The sequence below is a fragment of the Enterococcus sp. DIV0755b genome (assembly GCF_051713765.1).
Classification (GTDB): Bacteria; Bacillota; Bacilli; order Lactobacillales; family Enterococcaceae; genus Enterococcus_C; species Enterococcus_C canintestini.
This window is the reverse complement of the sequence record NZ_JBIOQN010000001.1, coordinates 453,811-470,168: the sequence shown is the minus strand read 5'-3', so window position 1 is coordinate 470,168 and position 16,358 is coordinate 453,811. Positions and strand designations below refer to the sequence as shown.

Genomic DNA, 16,358 nt, shown 5'->3' with positions numbered 1-16,358 from the left:
GAAGATGATTGAATTAATCACAACGGTAGCTTCAGTTGCGCAAGCTAAAGCATTATTAGCTGCCGGCGTAGATACCATTTATTTTGGGGAAGAAACATTTGGATTACGCCTACCGTATTCATTTTCACGCACGGAACAACGGGAATTAGTCAATTTAGCCCATGCTGCCGGGAAAAAAGCAGCAATTGCCGTCAATGGCATTATGCATCCAGAAAAAATGAAAATTGTGCCAGAATACTTGGCATTTGTCAAAGAGATTGGTGCCGATCAAATTGTCGTCGGTGATCCGGGTGTCGTTTATGTTATGTTACAAGATGAAAAATTAGCGACTCCTTTTGTTTATGATGGCGAAACGTTAGTGACTAGTGCGCGACAAATTAATTTTTGGGGTAAAAAAGGTGCTGTCGGAGCGGTTTTAGCCCGAGAAGTTCCGTTTGCGGAAATGAAAGAATTAGCACCGCAATTAACAATTCCAACCGAAGTTTTAGTTTATGGCGCCACTTGTATTCACCAATCCAAGCGTCCACTTTTACAAAACTATTATAATTATACAAAACAAGATGAAAGTACGAGTAAAGAGCGTAATTTATTCTTATCTGAGCCGAAAAAGCCCGAGACCCACTACTCCATTTATGAAGACAGTCACGGCACCCATATTTTTGCCGATAATGACTTGGATTTAATGAATGAGTTAGATCAATTAGCTAATACTGGCTTTAAGACTTGGAAATTAGAAGGCTTATTTACCGATGAAGAAAATTTTGTGGCTGTAGCGCAATTGTTTGTAACGGCAAAAGCTGCAATTTTAGCTGGTACGTGGGATGAAACGCAAGCCAAAACACTTGATGAAAAACTGCATGCTTTGCATCCAGAAAAGCGTGGGTTAGATACAGGCTTTTATTATTTAGACCCAAATAAAATTCGTTAAAAGAATTTGAACTTAGTTGCAGCCTAAAAGCTGAAAAAAGTAAAAACATACCGCTTAAGTAGCCACCAAAATAAAAAGGCTTCAAATAAAAAAGCTTCAAATAAAAAGGCTTCGTCGGTTTTAAACTTATTTCATTTTTTAGCAATGCTTTTAATAGCCAAGAAATCGCATTATAAAAGATGCTGCCGACTGGTTTTAAGCCCACACCTGAAATGTTATAAAATGCCTTTACAGATAGTTGCGCTTAATGGCAGTTTTTGATTCAGTCTTTTTAACACTAAAGTAGGAGTGACAAAAAATATGACACAAAAAGTCTTGAAACGCCCGGAAGTTTTAGCTCCGGCAGGGACGTTGGAAAAATTAAAAACCGCAATTCACTACGGTGCGGATGCAGTTTATATCGGTGGGAATGCTTACGGTTTACGTAGTCGCGCAGGAAATTTCACGTATGAAGATATGCAAGAAGGAGTAGCGTTTGCTAAAGCCCACAATGCTAAAGTATATGTGGCAGCCAATATGGTAACGCATGAAGGCAACGAAGAAGGGGCCGGCGAATTTTTCCGTGAATTACGAGATGTCGGGATTAGTGCGGTTATTGTATCTGATCCAGCTTTAATTGAAATTTGTGCTACCGAAGCTCCGGGATTACCGATTCATTTATCAACACAAGCTTCTGCAACCAATTTTGAAACATTAGAATTTTGGAAAAATGAAGGTTTAGAACGCGTCGTTTTAGCACGGGAAGTTTCTATGGCAGAAGTAGCGGAAATCCGCAAAAATACCGATGTTGAAATTGAAGCTTTTATTCATGGCGCAATGTGTATTTCTTATTCAGGTCGGTGCACGTTATCAAATCACATGTCGATGCGTGATGCCAATCGAGGTGGTTGTTCCCAATCTTGTCGCTGGAAATATGAATTATATGATATGCCTTTTGGTACAGAACAACATCGCAGTTTGACTGACAAAGGACAAGTAACCGAAGAATTTTCCATGAGTGCAGTCGATATGACGATGATTGAACATATTCCAGATTTAATCGAAAATGGTGTCGATAGTTTAAAAATTGAAGGACGGATGAAATCTATTCACTATGTTTCAACCGTGGCAAATGTTTATAAAGCGGCAGTTGATAGTTATATTGCAGACCCTGAAAATTACGTGTGCAAACAAGAATGGATTGATGAGTTGTGGAAAGTGGCACAACGAGAGCTTTCTACAGGCTTTTACTACCATACTCCAAGTGAAAATGAACAATTATTTGGTCCCCGTCGCAAAATTCCGCAATACCAATTTGTCGGAGAAGTAATGGCTTATGATCCGACCACAAAAATTGCTACCATTCGCCAACGGAATCATTTTTCAGTTGGGGATGAAATTGAATTTTATTCGCCAGGCTTTAAGCATTTTGAACAATCTGTTGAATGGATGAAAAATGATGAGGGAGAAATGATCGATCGCGCTCCAAATCCGATGATGATTTTAACAATCCCTGTTGTTCAGGATGTCGCAGTTGGCGATATGATTCGTAAGAAAAAAGAATAATTGCTATGAATAAACAATGCTTGTCTAAATGTGCAGATCGTGAAGCGTTAGATGTTTGTCTAACTCTTCACGATTGCGTCCATAGGCAGGCTTTTTTTGTAGGTAAATCAATTATTTGATTTTCACTAGGAACTCTATACGGTAATAAGCTGAAATTTGAAGAAATTTGGGAAACAATTTATTAAAATTCCATCTTATTACTTGCGAGTTACCCACGTTTGCTCAGCTTTTCTGAGTTTATTCATGTAATTCAAGGGGGAGGCCATCGGGATCAAAGAAAAAGGTCATTTTCTCATTGGTGAAAGTATCATGGCGGATTTCTTCACAACGGATACCATTTGCTTTTAAGTAAGCAACTTGGGCTGTGATGTCATCGGTTTTAAAAGCCAGATGACGTAATCCCGCGGCTTCGGGGAAACTAGGACGTTTGGGTGGATTTGGAACTGCAAAAATTTCCAGCTCGCAATTATCTAATTGTAAATCGAGTTTTGTATCATTTTTTTCCGGCCGATAATGTTCCCGGATAATCGGCAAGCCTAAAATATCGACATAAAAATGTTTTGCCGCAGCTAAATCAGAGACGATGATGGCAACGTGATGAATTTGGGTGAATTTTTGCATGGTTGTACTCCTTTTATAGTCTAATAATTACTATTACGCAAAATAGTGGGGTGTTAACGCTAAATTTTAAATAATTTTAGTCTATAAACAGCCTACTAGCTAATCATTTTTGTTTCAAGTACAATACAGATATTGAAAAATATGGTAATCCTGAAGTAACGAAGGGGAGAATAACGTGAAAAGTTATGATTATATTGTCATCGGTGGTGGTAGTGGCGGTATTGCCGCAGCCAATCGCGCGGGGATGTACGGTCAAAAAGTGCTACTGATTGAAGGAAAAGCACTTGGAGGAACTTGTGTTAACGTCGGTTGTGTACCGAAAAAGGTGATGTGGCAAGCCAGTGAAATGTTAGAGATGATTCACCGGGATGCACCAAGCTATGGTATTACAGCGGATGTGAAAAATTTTGATTTTACCGATTTAGTCACTAAAAGAGAAAAATACATCTCATTTTTACACGGTGCCTATCAAAAAGGGTTGGACAGTAACAAAGTCGATGTCGTCACAGGCTACGCCAAATTTGTAGATGCACAAACAGTTGCAGTCGGTGAGGAAGTATTTTCTGCACCACATATTTTGATTGCGACTGGTGGTCGTCCAAGTCAGATGAATATCCCAGGGGGCGAGTATGCAATTGATTCAGACGGCTTTTTTGCAATGACTGAAAAACCTGCCAGCATGATTGTCCTAGGTGCAGGTTATATTGCAGCAGAGCTTTCTGGCATGGCCCAACAAATGGGCATTAAAACCACTTGGGCATATCGCCAAGGTCGACCTTTACGAACATTTGATCCAATGCTTAGCGATAATTTAGTTGAAATGTATCAAGATAATGGTGTGACGTTATGTGCAGAACATGTGGCCAAAGAAATTATTAAAAATGAGGACAACACGTTTACTGTAATATTTGAAAATGGCGTCAGTCATACAGCTGAAAAAGTTTTATTTGCTGGTGGCCGTCTACCAAATACTGAAAAACTCGGTTTGGAAAAAATTGGGGTAAAATTAGACGATCGTGGTTTTATTGTCGTGGATAAATTTCAAAATACTTCTGTAGCTGGTATCTATGCAGTCGGTGATATTATCGGTAAAGTTGATTTGACTCCAGTTGCAATTGCGGCTGGTCGGCGTTTATCAGAACGTTTGTTTAACGGCAAGACCGATTTGCATTTGGACTATGACTTAATTCCAACTGTCATTTTTACGCATCCACCCATTGCGACAATTGGTTTAAACGAAGAACAAACTTATGAAAAATATCCAGATGAAAAAATAAAAGTCTATCGTTCGCGTTTTACACCGATGTATTTTGCTTTAAATGATTACCGCCAAAAATGCGAAATGAAGTTGATTTGTGTTGGGGAAGAAGAACGAATTGTCGGCTTACATGCGATTGGTGTCGGAGTAGATGAAATGTTACAAGGTTTTGCTGTGGCCATCAAAATGGGCGCAACAAAAGCTGATTTTGACAATACCGTTGCGATTCACCCGACAGGTGCAGAAGAATTTGTTACGATGCGCTAAGGTTGAAAAATCTTAATAATAGCGATTGCAGTGACCTCCAAAGGTTAGATTTATAGTCTAATCTTTGGAGGTCATGTTATATTTTATGGAAAGTAATAGTATGGATTTCTCGCAATCTAATAGTGAAAATGTTCTTCCAGTAAATCGAGTAAAAGAAATAAGATCCCGCCTAATAAAGCAATGCAAAAAATACCAGCAAACATTTCTTGATAGTCCATTTTGGTCCAAGCGCTTAAAATTAGATAACCTAAGCCGTATTCGGTAGCATAATTTTCGGCAAAAAATAAAGAGGCTAAAGCAATTCCAATACTTACACGTAAGCTTGTTAACAGGCTTGGAACAAGAGCTGGTAAAATCAAATAATAAACGCGTTGGAAAAAATTAGCTTGAAAATTAGTCATAGCCTTTTGGAAATTTGTGGGAATTTGATGGACACCATCGCGAATAGAGATGATGACTTGCAATAAAATAATGGCAAAAAGTAGCAATACTTTAGAGAAATTCCCTAAGCCCCAAAACAACATAAAGATAGGTAAAAAAGCGACTTTAGGTAGTGGATATAAAAAGTAAATAAAAGGCGCGAGAATCTTGTTGGTTTTTTGCGATAAGCCTAATAAAACACCTAAGGGAATGCCAATTAAAAGTGCCAACGCTAAGGCAGTAAGTACGCGCAAAAAACTGGCACCACTATGAAGCAACAGTGTTTTTTTCAAAGACCAGAAAATAGGTAACGTGCTAAGAGGTGTCGGGATGGCGTGATTAGCAGTGATTATCGCTAAAAGTTGCCACAATAAAAGATACATAGCTCCACCTAAGAGGAGTTGTACTAAATGCTGTCGTATATTTTTCATTGGCGTACCTCTTTTCTGAGGGCGATACAAAATTCATAAAAAGTTAGATTTTCTCTACGAGTATTGCTGTTTTTATCGCTAATTGGATTGTTTATGGCTAATAATTGCTGTTCTTTCACAAGCAAAATTGTTTCACCTAAAAAAGCGGCTTCTTCAATATCATGAGTAACTACTAATAAGCTATTTTGGCGTTTTTGTTGTTGGGCAATTAATAAATCTTGGATTTTTTCTTTACTTTGTGAATCTAGAGAAGATGTTGGCTCATCGAGTAATAAAAATTGCGGATTTGTGGCTAATCCTTGTGCAATAGCGACACGCTGTAGCTGCCCACCACTTAGTTCAGCAGGTCGTTTTTCTTTTAGTTCAGTCAATGCTAATTCGTCTAATAGTTGGTCTATGCGTTGTTTTTGCGCTTCTTTTTTCACATGGGATAGTTTTAAAGGAAGTGCTACTGCATCTGATACTGATAGCCAAGGGAAGATTTGATTGTTTTGAAAAACTGTCATAATAGTTTTATTATTTTTAGAAATTGTTCCACTGGTTGGGACTAAAAAACCTTGTAAAAGCTGTAAGAGAGTAGTCTTACCACTACCAGAAGGGCCAATGATGGCGTAGCGGTGGTTGTCTACAAATTGATAATTTAAATTTTCAAAAATTGGCTGTTCTTCATAGCTGAAAAAAACATTTTTTAAAGTGATGGACATAGTGGCTCCTCTTTCTCATTATAAAAATTTATTGTTATCCAATTATCGGTTTGTATTTGTTTATATCATAGTGCTTTTATGTAAGCTGAGTTAGGACAATTTCTCATGAATGTTTGTGCATATTTTTTCAAACCATGTGTTATACTAATTAAGGTTTTTACAAAGGAGTGAAAAAATGTTTACAACTTTAGTGTTTCATGAAATCAGACCTTTAACAGAAATTCAAGCAGGTATGCGGCCTATTCAAGTAGCTGACGGCTATGCTGATTCGCTGCCGCTACCTTTATACAATGATTTGGACAGTTTTAGCGCCCAAATTGATTATTTAATTGCACAGCAGTATCATTTTTTAACCTTGGTAGAAGTAATTGATTTTTACGCAGGTAAATTTACTATGCCGGAAAAAAGCGTTCTATTGACTTTTGACGATTGCTATCAATCCCAGTTACGTTATGCATATCCTATTTTACAACAGCGACACCTTACAGCAGTATCTTTTGTGCCAACAGGCTGGATTTTTCAAAAGCCTACAGCTTATGCGCCGGAAGTTTCTCGCCCAGTAAGTTTTCCTGAACTTTTAGGTATGGCAGACGTTTTTACTTATGCTAATCATACGCATCATTTTCATCAACGTAAAGGTACAACGGCATCACGGGCAATGTGGGAAGAAGAAAAAGCTTTTATCGCTGACCTAAAGGCTTGTAATCAATTTGTACCGGTTAAAGACGTTTTTGCCTATCCTTTTGGCTTATATGATGAAAAAAACGTGACAACTTTAGCCAAAGAAAATTTCAAACTCGCTTTTACAACGATTAAAGGGATGAATCTGAAGGATACCAATCCATTGGAGTTACGTCGCAATGTTGTACCGGCACAGTTACCATTAGCAGTATTTAAAGAAATATTGGGGGAAAAAGAATGAAAAAGATAGTAACAAGTTTACTTATCACAGTAACTACTTTGAGTTTAGCTGCGTGTGGGACAAATAATAAAGAAGAAACCACCTCGACTACATCTGCAGCTAAAGTGACTGGAAAAACAATTAATATGGGGATTTTACCTGCAGAATCGGCTATTCCTATCATTTTGGCGCAAGAAAAAGGCTTCTTTAAAGAAGCTGGAACCGATGTGGCAATTAAATCATTTGCTTCACCAAATGATCGCAACGTTGCCGTACAGTCAAAACAACTAGATGGAACTATTAGTGATGTGATGACCGAAGCTACCTTTAAGAAAAACGGAATTGATATGAAAATTACTTCTGGTATTTTAGAAGATTTTAAAGTGTTGGCCTCGCCTCAATCTGGCATTACTGAGATGAAGGGATTAGCGAATAAAAAAGTGACTTTAGTACCAAATTTTATTTTGGAATATATTATGGATGATTTTGCTAAAAAAGATGATTTTACTTATGAAGTGGTAAATATTCCTTCTTTTTCAGCCCGTTCAGAAGCGTTATTAAATGGGCAAGTGGATGGTGCAGTTTATACTGAACCGCAAGCGAGTATGCTAGCAAAACAAGGTGCCAAAATTTTGGGTAGTTCTAAAGAAGCGGGTATTAATGGTGGGACATTGCAATTTACTGATGAAATTTTAAAAGAACGGCCACAAGATATTACCGCCTTTTATCAAGGTTATAATGAAGCCATTGATTATATGAATCAGCATAAAGCAAGCGAATACGCTGATATTTTAACCAAATATCAATTTCCAGAAGCTATGAGCACGTATTTAGATACACAACAAAAAGATTATCCTCATGCCCAAAAAGTAGCTCAAGATCAATTTGATGCGATTATTAAATGGGCAAAAAATAAAAAACAAATAGATCAAGACTATGCTTATGCTGACTTGACGGATTTCAGTCATTTAGCAAAATAGTAGTCTGTGATTATTATTTTTTAGCAGTATCAACCATCCATTTCTTATTAAAAAAGAAATGGATGGTTTTTTTATCTTGTTTATTATACAGTCTTACTATATAGTTGTACTATACAGTGGAACTACATAAAATTAGAGGAGTAATTTCATGAAGACAGATCAATTACCTTTAACAGAAACGATTTTTTACTTGCTGTTGGTCTTTACCGAGCCTACTTATGGCTATTTAGCTATCAAAAAGATTGAGGAATTAAGTTTAGGAAACGTTCGAATTGCGGCTGGAACGATGTATGGTGCAATTGAAAACTTATTAAAAGCAAAGATGATTACGCAAGTTTCATCTGTAGAAGAACGAAGAAAAGTTTATCATATCACGGATTATGGGCGCCAAATTCTAACTAATGAAGTTCATCGGATGAAGCATTGCACAGCATTATGGGATGAAATGGGGGAGAAAAAATGAAACAAGCAATTACAAAGTTTAGAGTATTTTTTTCGTTGGAAAAAGAAGAGTCTTGGCTTAATCGTAAACTCGCACAAGGGTGGCAGTTATTTGATATAACAGGAGAAGGAATTTTTTATCACTTTAAAAAAGTTACAAATACAGATAAAATTATTCAGTTTGACTATCGCAAATTTGCAAATAAAAATGATTTTGCCGAGTACCTTCAATTTATGACAGATGCAGGCTGGGAACATATCTATGGAAAATATAATAGTGGTACGCAGTATTTTATCAGTAATCGCGATCAAAACTTAGAATTGTTTTCAGATGCTCCTTCATTACTGGAAAGAGAAAAACGAATTCGGAAAGGAGTATATGGTTCATTATCTTTTCTAGTGCCAGTTTATGTCATTTTATTTATGAACAGTACCGATCTTTCTGTATTGTGGCACCCACAACAGGAGTTCCTCACACCAGGATTATGGGAGAAAACAGGCAATGAATTTTGGCGCGCTTTTTTCTTTGAATTACCTTTTGCATTGATGCGCATCTTAGGTCATTTAGTTATTCCAATTATGCTTATTGTCATTATAGTGATTTACTTCAACTCATATCGACGAATGCAACGTTATCAAAAATCAGCAGTTTAATAAAAGAGATAAAAAACTGGCAGCAAAAGCAACGGTCTTATGCCTTCTTAGTGTAAAGAGGTAGAGGCTATGTTTAGTTGGCAGTTTTTTAGTTAACCATCCAAAAAAATGAATATTTCTTCAAATAAAGAAACTTAAATGAAATAGCAACTGTTGTTTCAACCAGAGAGACGTTAGATAATAGTAATAGCTGTTTTCGTTAGTGGATTATTATGATAGATATTTTCAATCTAAGAAAGAAATAGTCTATAATTAAAGATGTTAGGGTTATCAATATTTGAAAAGAAAGGGTGTTTCAGATGGAAAATGAAGAGTTAGAGCAAAAAGATTTAACTGAAGAAGATGATGAGTCTACGTTTGAGATAGCGAAGAGACAAAATGTGACGCCATTTTTTTACTTATTCTATTAATTTTTACATATTATTTTAGTGTTATAAAAGATGGAGAAGGATTATCTACAAATAGTAAATTGAAAAATTTTTATGCAGGTTTTTTACAAAAGGCCAAAGAAGGGGTACAAAAGTCACCAGCAGAAATGAAAAAATTGGCTTCACAAGTATTGGCTACTACAACCTCACCCCTTGTAGTGACTAAAGAAAAAGCAACTGCTAAGATAACTAGCACTTAAGCTGATTTCACAGCAATACACAACCACCACAATCAGTTCAGACTCAAAATTATGTAAGCGCAAGTCAATCAGTCGATGCTTTCGCTACTAATAATTTTGGCGTTTTAAGTATTTTATTGGTAGTTGCTAGTTTACTTTCAGTCTATGGTGTTGTGGGTGGAAACTTTATTGAACTAGTGCTAAATAACTTAGACCGCGTATTTGGTTTTCCTGCTTTTGCACTAGTAATTGGGGTAGTTGGACTGGTGCTTATGTCGTTTGTAAGGTTAGTTAAGTAAATCAGGAGGAGATAAAATGAAAACATGTCCGGTTTGTAAACAACAGGTAGAAGACAGTGCAAAGTTTTGTCCATTTTGTGGCTATGAATTTCAAATAAAAGATCAGATGCAAGTGGATAAAATGACTGTTAGCCAAGCATCTTCAGCTATTCATGAAGCGACTGAAAAAGAAAATCAAACCGCTGCAACAGCATTTGCAGAAATAAAAGACGTTTCCAAAAAGGATAAAAGAAAACTAAAAAATATAAAATACATTGCTGGCATTGGTCTTTTAGCCGCAGTGATAATTGGTCTGATTATAACAGCCAATGTTCTTAACGCCAAAGCTGAAAATTATCAAACAAAAGAAATGGATTTTAAAACACAAAGGGTAAAAAATGAAGAGCAAATGACTGAATGGGCTCAAGAACAAAAATCTTGGAATATGCCTAGTGATACCAATAGTCTTGATCGTATGAAAAAACAATTGTTAGTTAAACAAGACGAACTTGCTGTGAATAAAAAGAAACTTGATCATTTAACAAAAATCGCAGAACCACTTAATAAAGCTTATGAGAATGCTGTTAAACAAAAGGACAGTAAAGATTTCAATGCGATTTTTTCTGCCTATTCAGAGTTATATAAAAATCGGAAAACAAATGGTGCCACAGACTTTAATGATGCTAAAGAAGAGCTATTAGGAGGTATCGGGGATGAATAAACGTACCTACCAAATAATACTTAGCCTATCATTACTTGGCGTATTGATTGCAGGAATCTTCACTTATCAGAGCTATTCAAAATACCTGACGACAAAAGAAAACTACACAGCAGCTAAAAAATCTTTTGACGCAGGCAACAAAAAATATCTTGATAATAAGGAAGTTTATGAAAACGGTAAAAAAGAATATGAAGATACGAAGTCTGAACTAGCTAATATTGAAAAAGAAGTGAAGACAACGTCGGAACAGATTAATACAGATTTGCAAACTTATTTAGACAATGCTAGTGCTACAGTGAATTTAATCCCTACTTTAGTTGAGAAACTTTCAGAGATGGAAGCTCCTGAAGGCCTGGTTTTTCGTCCCGTAGATGGCGTTTCCATATCCGAACCAATCTTAGCCCATAAGAACCCCACTTTAGAACAAGCGAAAAGCGAATGGCCAAAAGAGTGGGCGGAGTCAGTAGAAATAGGCAAAAAGATGAATACTAAAAATGGTAGTAGTAATGAAGAAATACTCAAACGCGTTCAGAATCTAATCGCAATTGGTCGTCCTTATCAAGACAATGAATGGCCAGAAGCAATAAAAAGTCCTGATGGTATGCGTATTTTGACAATTGGAACAGGTATCTATGATATTACGTTAGATACTAATTTTGCTGGTATGAATGATGATGGTAAATACGCAGATGCCCGTGACAATAAAGTTAAAAACCAAGCACTTTCAAAAGAAGAAACATTGGAAATACTGAAGAAAAGAGATAATAACTCAGACTATTCATATAATGATTTTGGTGTGAAAACAGATAAAGATGGAAATTTTCGTTTAATTAAAATTATAAGTAAAGAATGGCAAGCTCAAGGGGGAAGTGGGACGCTAGGATTTGTAAAAGTGTATGGAAATGGGACTGTTGTAGAAAGTGATGCAGAAGGGAAATCTTTTGACTAAAAGAGAGTAGAAATTAAAGGCGCTCTGCTCAAAATATTCATTTATATTTCATTTCGATGGAAAAAACTTAAAAAGCCAAGAAGCTCCTCACTTATGAAGTAGGGAATTTCTTGGCTTTTACTAATTTTTGCGCTCTAAAATTGTCTGGGTTAAGCGTAAAAGGGTTGCTTTGGTATTTAAATCGTTATCTGGGAGCTTTTTAATGCCTTTTAAGGCTTTATCTGTATAGTCTTTGGCATAGGCTTTAGCTGCCTCCACACCACCGAATTCGTGGACAAAACCATATAGGGTTTCCACTTCTTCATCTGTAATTTCTCCACGCTTTTCTAACAGCGGGAGCACTTGTTGAGGAGCTTTTTGTAAGGCTAATAATAATGGTAGCGAATAGACACCTTGGCGTACATCTTCTAAGACGGGTTTGCCGATTACTTCAGTTGGTTGGGAATAGTCTAGAATATCATCAATGATTTGAAACGCCATACCAATATTTTGACCGATATCCCCACATTGTTTGGCAAAACGTTCATTCGTACCACTTTCTAAGGCACCGACCGAACAACTTAAAGAAAACAGTTCCGCTGTTTTTCCGGAAATATTTTCTAAATACTCATTGATCGTCACTTTGGTATCGTAACGGGTATCCATTTGGCCTAATTCACCATTCAAAATTTTTTCCATACTGCGAGAATTAATTTGTAAACTCCGCATCGAACTTGCGTAATCTGCCATTAACTTAAAGCAACAGACAAAAAGAAAATCTCCAGCGTAAACAGCGACAGCATTACCAAACTCTGAGCGAATCGTTTGCAGACCACGACGTAAATCCGCCTCATCGACAATATCGTCATGAACTAAAGTGGCGGTGTGAAGCATTTCAATCGAGGCAGCTAAAGAAACAGCTTTTTTACGGTCTTGTTCTGGGCCAAATTGAGAAAAAAGGAGTTGATAAGCAGGGCGCAGTAATTTACCACCTGAGTGAATCATGCTTAAAATTGCATCAGCGACAGGCTTGTTTTTTAACTTAATTGAATCTTCCATTAGCGTCAACGTTTGGCGCAATTCAGGTTGTAAGGCAGGATAATCCTGCCAAAGTGGATGTAACTTCATAAAATTCTCCTTTAGGTTTTAAAAGGTAAGAAATGCAGGTCCTTTCAATAATCGGGGGTAATGGGTAACAGAAAAGTTGTGTCTACTATTATCCCACAGGTAGCCCAGTAAAGATAACAGAAAAGACATCAACTAGCGCTAACGCCAACTTTGCTTGGTCTGGTTCTCATAGGCGATTTGGAATTTTTGCAACGTTTGGACGCGACGCAACAAAAAGTTCGCGGCAATCCCAATTGCGATGCCAGATAAAATTCCAAAAAATGACAAGATTGGCAGATATAACATGACGGTCCAAGATTGGGCGATAAAAGAAGCGGTGAGCAGTTGCCCCACATTATGCATAAAACCGCCGGCAGCACTAATCCCAATAATGCTAACTCGTTTTGGTCCTAAAAGACGTAAAAACGCCATCGCAAAATAACTCAACATGGCCCCACTCATACTGTAAAGAAAAGTCGAAAGGGTACCACCTAGTAAAGTTGTTAAAATTAGTCGCATCCAGACTAGCGTAAAACTATCTTTTTTAGGCATCGTGAAAAGGGAAATAATTGTAATTAAATTGGCTAAACCCAATTTAGCACCAGGCGCAAAGGCAAAAGGATAAGGAATCATATTTTCAACCAGCCCAATTACCACTCCTTGAGCTACTAAAAGGGCAATATAAATCATTTTTTGTGTGCGATTCATTTTTTAGACGTTTAATTAATAAATTAAATCGTCGCCGTCACCTCCTGTATTTCCTTGTACTTCAATGACAAGTTTGTGAGGCAAACAGACAATAGTTTCACCATTTTCTTTGGCCCAACCGCGCCTGACGCAGACTTGGTCGCCGCAGTTGGCTTCTTTGATTCTAATTTGATCGTCTTTTACTTCAATTAAATTATAATCCCCATCCTTATCTTCGTAACGATAGGTTTCTTTTTGGCCTTTAAAAAGCTTAAAAGACTTAATTTCTTTACCGTCAACCCGTAAAACGGCTACTTTAGTAGTAACGGGTGCATTTGTTTGTTGCAAACCAAAAATAAGTGTTGGGATAAAAGAAGCAATAATTAAAAAGATAACGATGATAAAATCCCAGGGTTTTAGTTTGCTGGCTTTGATAAATTCTTTTATTTTCAAAGGAGTCACCTTTCTAACTTCTTTTAAAACTTGTATATTTCTAAAAATAGATGAAAAGTAGGTACTGCTATTTTCGGGTAAAAATCAGACGAAGCTTTTAAAAATCTTTCAATTTAACCCAAAATAAAAAGTTAGTTTGCTAAATTTTAACGAAATTTTAGCGGGAACTTTTAAGCAATCTTTATTTTAACATAGGAACTTGTCTTGGAACTAAGAAAAGCTTTACTAACTCACAAACTTACTAGCAATAAGAAAAGACCCAGACATTAACTGCCCGGGTCTTTTTTACGTGCCTTACAGCAAGTTTATTTTTGGTTGTAAAGTGATTTCGGCTTGCCGTACCACCAGCCACCTAGTTTTTTCTGAATCCAAGGAATTACCCAACGGTCTAAACCGACTGCGCGGCCAGAACCGTTCATTAGAGCAAAGGCAACTGGAATAAACCAGATGTTAACCCAGTAGAACATCCCAGACATACAAAACATTGCAACTAAGATAATAGTTGTTCCGTTCATTAACCAAGTGAATAAACCGGCCATGATACAAAGTGCAATCCCAATTTCAACAAAGACCATCATTTTTTGGAAGAACATTGCGACATCCATATTTGGCATCATAACTTTCATGATGCTGCTAAACCAATCCGGTGCTTTATCTAAAACAGCCATTGGTTCTTCACCGTAAGCATAACTTAAACCAAAGTGAGCCGCATGCGTTGCCGCTTCAGCACCACCATTTGTTGCCGCATCAGCAGCCCCAGAAGCACCCCCGACAGCATCGGCAACACTTGAAGCAGTTGTGGCAGCAGTAGCAGAAGCACCACCGACTGCGTCAGCAGCCCCAGAAGTTGCTGTTGTGGCAGCTTCTTTAGCGTAATCCCAAGTCCAAGGGAAAACAGAGTTACCAGTAAACCATGAACCTTCACCAAACCAAGTTGATGGTTTTAATACTTCGCCATTGCCGACGATTTTTTTGAAGGCTTCAATAAACCAAACTAAACCATAAAAGATTCGTAGTGGTACACTCCACAGAACATTACCATAACGAGAAGAATGTCCGCGGGTTACATTGCGGTCGTCTTTAATATGGAAGAATTCATGCATCATGTATTGGAACATATAGTAACCAGAGCGAATATCAAAGAAATATTTCAAGTTGACGATATGTTTCATAATAATTGCTAAGAAACCGCTCAAATGGATTTTGCCGAATAATTCTGCAACACCCCATTTTGAACCAACTGAGACCATGAAACCTTGGTAGTTACTCTTAAATTTGTGTTTTTCACCATCGCCTTTAATCGCTGAAACGACATTAGCTGCAGCGCAGTGACCTGTTTGTTCAGCCGCTTGAACGATTTGTGGTGTTGGTGTATTTGGTTGTTCTTCGTAGTAAACCAAATCCCCGATGATATAAATATTTTTATCTTCGTAGCCTTTAGCTTCCATGTACTCATTGGCAACTAAACGATTCCCACGAGCAGCTTCTAAACCAAAGTCGGCTGCATCAGAAGTTGCTTTAACACCAGCAGTCCAAATTAAAGTGTGTGTTGGGATGGTTGAGCCATCTTTTAATTTGATGTGGTCAGCAAAAACTTCAACGATTGGGGCATTTAAAACAAGTTCAACATTTTTCTTTTCCAAATAACGAACTGCTTTATTAGCGTCGTTACGATTTAACATGTTCAAAATTGTTGGCATTGCTTCAACAACTTTTAAGGTAAATTCATTTGGATCTAATTTGTAATCTTCTGCTAAGCGATCTTTCCATTCTACTAGTTCACCGATCATTTCAATCCCAGTAAAACCAGAACCACAGACTACAAATGTCAACATTGCTTTGCGTTTTGTTGCATCTGGTTCAATCGCAGCTTTAGCTACTGTGTGTTCGATGTGTTCGCGAATGCGGACAGAATCTTCAAACGACCACAATGTGAAGCCGTGTTCTTTTACACCTGGGGTACCAAAATCATTTGGTTCGCCACCCATACCAATTATTAAGTGATCAAAGGCGTAACTACCTGCTTGTGTTTTGACAATTTTTTGTTCTTTGTCGATTCCCACTACAGTATCTGTTACTAATTTCACGTTTTTCTTACGGGCAAACAAACGTTGTAAGTCATATTGAATAGCAGTAGGTTCCACGCGGCCGCCGGCAACTTCGTGTAGCTCTGTCATCATGGTGTGGTAAGAATGACGATCGATTAATGTGATTTCCACATCATCTTTCTTTAATTTCTTAGCCATGAATTTAGTAGCGGCTACACCTGCGTAACCCGCACCCACAACGACAATGTTTTTCTTTGTCATTGAATATCGCTCCTTAAAATATAAAAATAGTATGATAATTATTACACAATCCACCCTATTATACAGACAGATAGACTGTTTGTCTATCCTAAAAAAATTATTAGAACGTGCTTTTTTT

At 37.2% G+C, this 16,358-nt stretch carries 16 protein-coding genes; 9 read left to right on the top strand and 7 right to left on the bottom strand.

Going from position 1 to position 16,358, the window contains the following annotated elements:
* Positions 1–4: 4 nt before the first annotated feature.
* A complete protein-coding gene (locus IGI65_RS02370) occupies positions 5–928 on the top strand; it encodes a peptidase U32 family protein (RefSeq protein ID WP_438773124.1) in 924 nt (307 codons plus the stop codon).
* A gap of 300 nt (positions 929–1,228) precedes the next feature.
* Positions 1,229–2,473, top strand: coding sequence for a peptidase U32 family protein (locus IGI65_RS02365; RefSeq protein ID WP_438773123.1), 1,245 nt, complete (start codon positions 1,229–1,231; stop codon positions 2,471–2,473).
* A gap of 237 nt (positions 2,474–2,710) precedes the next feature.
* Here IGI65_RS02365 and gloA2 read toward each other — a convergent pair whose 3' ends face one another.
* The gene (gloA2, locus tag IGI65_RS02360) at positions 2,711–3,094 is read right to left on the bottom strand and encodes an SMU1112c/YaeR family gloxylase I-like metalloprotein (RefSeq protein WP_438773122.1); all 384 of its coding nucleotides are present in this window, start codon (positions 3,092–3,094) and stop codon (positions 2,711–2,713) included.
* 175 nt (positions 3,095–3,269) lie between these two features.
* Here gloA2 and gor point away from each other — a divergent pair, with 175 nt between their 5' ends.
* The gene (gene gor / locus IGI65_RS02355) at positions 3,270–4,619 is read left to right on the top strand and encodes a glutathione-disulfide reductase (protein ID WP_438773121.1); all 1,350 of its coding nucleotides are present in this window, start codon (positions 3,270–3,272) and stop codon (positions 4,617–4,619) included.
* 116 nt (positions 4,620–4,735) lie between these two features.
* Here gor and IGI65_RS02350 read toward each other — a convergent pair whose 3' ends face one another.
* Positions 4,736–5,470, bottom strand: a complete 735-nt coding sequence (locus IGI65_RS02350; protein WP_438773120.1) for an ABC transporter permease — start codon at positions 5,468–5,470, stop codon at positions 4,736–4,738.
* Positions 5,467–6,174, bottom strand: coding sequence for an ABC transporter ATP-binding protein (locus IGI65_RS02345; protein WP_438773119.1), 708 nt, complete (start codon positions 6,172–6,174; stop codon positions 5,467–5,469). The genes IGI65_RS02350 and IGI65_RS02345 overlap by 4 nt, the downstream gene beginning before the upstream one ends.
* A gap of 175 nt (positions 6,175–6,349) precedes the next feature.
* Here IGI65_RS02345 and IGI65_RS02340 point away from each other — a divergent pair, with 175 nt between their 5' ends.
* From IGI65_RS02340 to IGI65_RS02315, 6 genes are all read left to right on the top strand, one after another.
* A complete protein-coding gene (locus tag IGI65_RS02340) occupies positions 6,350–7,096 on the top strand; it encodes a polysaccharide deacetylase family protein (RefSeq protein WP_438773118.1) in 747 nt (248 codons plus the stop codon).
* Positions 7,093–8,055, top strand: a complete 963-nt coding sequence (locus IGI65_RS02335; protein ID WP_438773117.1) for an ABC transporter substrate-binding protein — start codon at positions 7,093–7,095, stop codon at positions 8,053–8,055. The genes IGI65_RS02340 and IGI65_RS02335 overlap by 4 nt, the downstream gene beginning before the upstream one ends.
* Before the next feature lie 148 nt (positions 8,056–8,203).
* Positions 8,204–8,518 (top strand): PadR family transcriptional regulator, encoded by a 315-nt coding sequence (locus tag IGI65_RS02330; RefSeq protein ID WP_095006358.1) that lies wholly within the window; start codon positions 8,204–8,206, stop codon positions 8,516–8,518.
* Positions 8,515–9,150 carry a DUF2812 domain-containing protein gene (locus IGI65_RS02325; RefSeq protein WP_438773116.1) on the top strand — a complete coding sequence of 212 codons (636 nt, stop codon included), beginning with the start codon at positions 8,515–8,517 and terminating at the stop codon, positions 9,148–9,150. Before IGI65_RS02330 ends, IGI65_RS02325 begins: the two co-directional genes overlap by 4 nt.
* A 922-nt stretch (positions 9,151–10,072) precedes the next feature.
* Positions 10,073–10,756, top strand: coding sequence for a zinc ribbon domain-containing protein (locus tag IGI65_RS02320; protein ID WP_438773115.1), 684 nt, complete (start codon positions 10,073–10,075; stop codon positions 10,754–10,756).
* On the top strand, positions 10,749–11,705 hold the full coding sequence (locus IGI65_RS02315; RefSeq protein WP_438773114.1) for a hypothetical protein: 957 nt from the start codon (positions 10,749–10,751) through the stop codon (positions 11,703–11,705). The genes IGI65_RS02320 and IGI65_RS02315 overlap by 8 nt, the downstream gene beginning before the upstream one ends.
* 120 nt (positions 11,706–11,825) lie before the next feature.
* On the opposite strand, the gene IGI65_RS02310 is transcribed toward IGI65_RS02315, so the two are convergent.
* The 4 genes from IGI65_RS02310 to IGI65_RS02295 all read right to left on the bottom strand — a co-directional run bounded on the left by IGI65_RS02310 (position 11,826) and on the right by IGI65_RS02295 (position 16,240).
* Positions 11,826–12,812: a polyprenyl synthetase family protein gene (locus IGI65_RS02310; protein ID WP_438773113.1), complete on the bottom strand. Its 987-nt coding sequence runs from the start codon at positions 12,810–12,812 to the stop codon at positions 11,826–11,828.
* A gap of 138 nt (positions 12,813–12,950) precedes the next feature.
* Positions 12,951–13,499 carry a Gx transporter family protein gene (locus IGI65_RS02305; RefSeq protein ID WP_095006364.1) on the bottom strand — a complete coding sequence of 183 codons (549 nt, stop codon included), beginning with the start codon at positions 13,497–13,499 and terminating at the stop codon, positions 12,951–12,953.
* A gap of 15 nt (positions 13,500–13,514) precedes the next feature.
* On the bottom strand, positions 13,515–13,931 hold the full coding sequence (locus tag IGI65_RS02300; RefSeq protein WP_071864203.1) for a NusG domain II-containing protein: 417 nt from the start codon (positions 13,929–13,931) through the stop codon (positions 13,515–13,517).
* 305 nt (positions 13,932–14,236) lie between these two features.
* Positions 14,237–16,240, bottom strand: coding sequence for an NAD(P)/FAD-dependent oxidoreductase (locus tag IGI65_RS02295; RefSeq protein WP_438773112.1), 2,004 nt, complete (start codon positions 16,238–16,240; stop codon positions 14,237–14,239).
* Positions 16,241–16,358 lie beyond the last annotated feature (118 nt).

Coding starts and splice junctions, on each gene's coding strand:
- IGI65_RS02370 (WP_438773124.1), top strand. CDS start 5: ATGATTGAATTAATCACAACGGTAGCTTCAGTTGCGCAAGCTAAAGCA.
- IGI65_RS02365 (WP_438773123.1), top strand. CDS start 1,229: ATGACACAAAAAGTCTTGAAACGCCCGGAAGTTTTAGCTCCGGCAGGG.
- gloA2 (WP_438773122.1), bottom strand. CDS start 3,094: ATGCAAAAATTCACCCAAATTCATCACGTTGCCATCATCGTCTCTGAT.
- IGI65_RS02350 (WP_438773120.1), bottom strand. CDS start 5,470: ATGAAAAATATACGACAGCATTTAGTACAACTCCTCTTAGGTGGAGCT.
- IGI65_RS02345 (WP_438773119.1), bottom strand. CDS start 6,174: ATGTCCATCACTTTAAAAAATGTTTTTTTCAGCTATGAAGAACAGCCA.
- IGI65_RS02340 (WP_438773118.1), top strand. CDS start 6,350: ATGTTTACAACTTTAGTGTTTCATGAAATCAGACCTTTAACAGAAATT.
- IGI65_RS02335 (WP_438773117.1), top strand. CDS start 7,093: ATGAAAAAGATAGTAACAAGTTTACTTATCACAGTAACTACTTTGAGT.
- IGI65_RS02330 (WP_095006358.1), top strand. CDS start 8,204: ATGAAGACAGATCAATTACCTTTAACAGAAACGATTTTTTACTTGCTG.
- IGI65_RS02325 (WP_438773116.1), top strand. CDS start 8,515: ATGAAACAAGCAATTACAAAGTTTAGAGTATTTTTTTCGTTGGAAAAA.
- IGI65_RS02320 (WP_438773115.1), top strand. CDS start 10,073: ATGAAAACATGTCCGGTTTGTAAACAACAGGTAGAAGACAGTGCAAAG.
- IGI65_RS02315 (WP_438773114.1), top strand. CDS start 10,749: ATGAATAAACGTACCTACCAAATAATACTTAGCCTATCATTACTTGGC.
- IGI65_RS02310 (WP_438773113.1), bottom strand. CDS start 12,812: ATGAAGTTACATCCACTTTGGCAGGATTATCCTGCCTTACAACCTGAA.
- IGI65_RS02305 (WP_095006364.1), bottom strand. CDS start 13,499: ATGAATCGCACACAAAAAATGATTTATATTGCCCTTTTAGTAGCTCAA.
- IGI65_RS02295 (WP_438773112.1), bottom strand. CDS start 16,240: ATGACAAAGAAAAACATTGTCGTTGTGGGTGCGGGTTACGCAGGTGTA.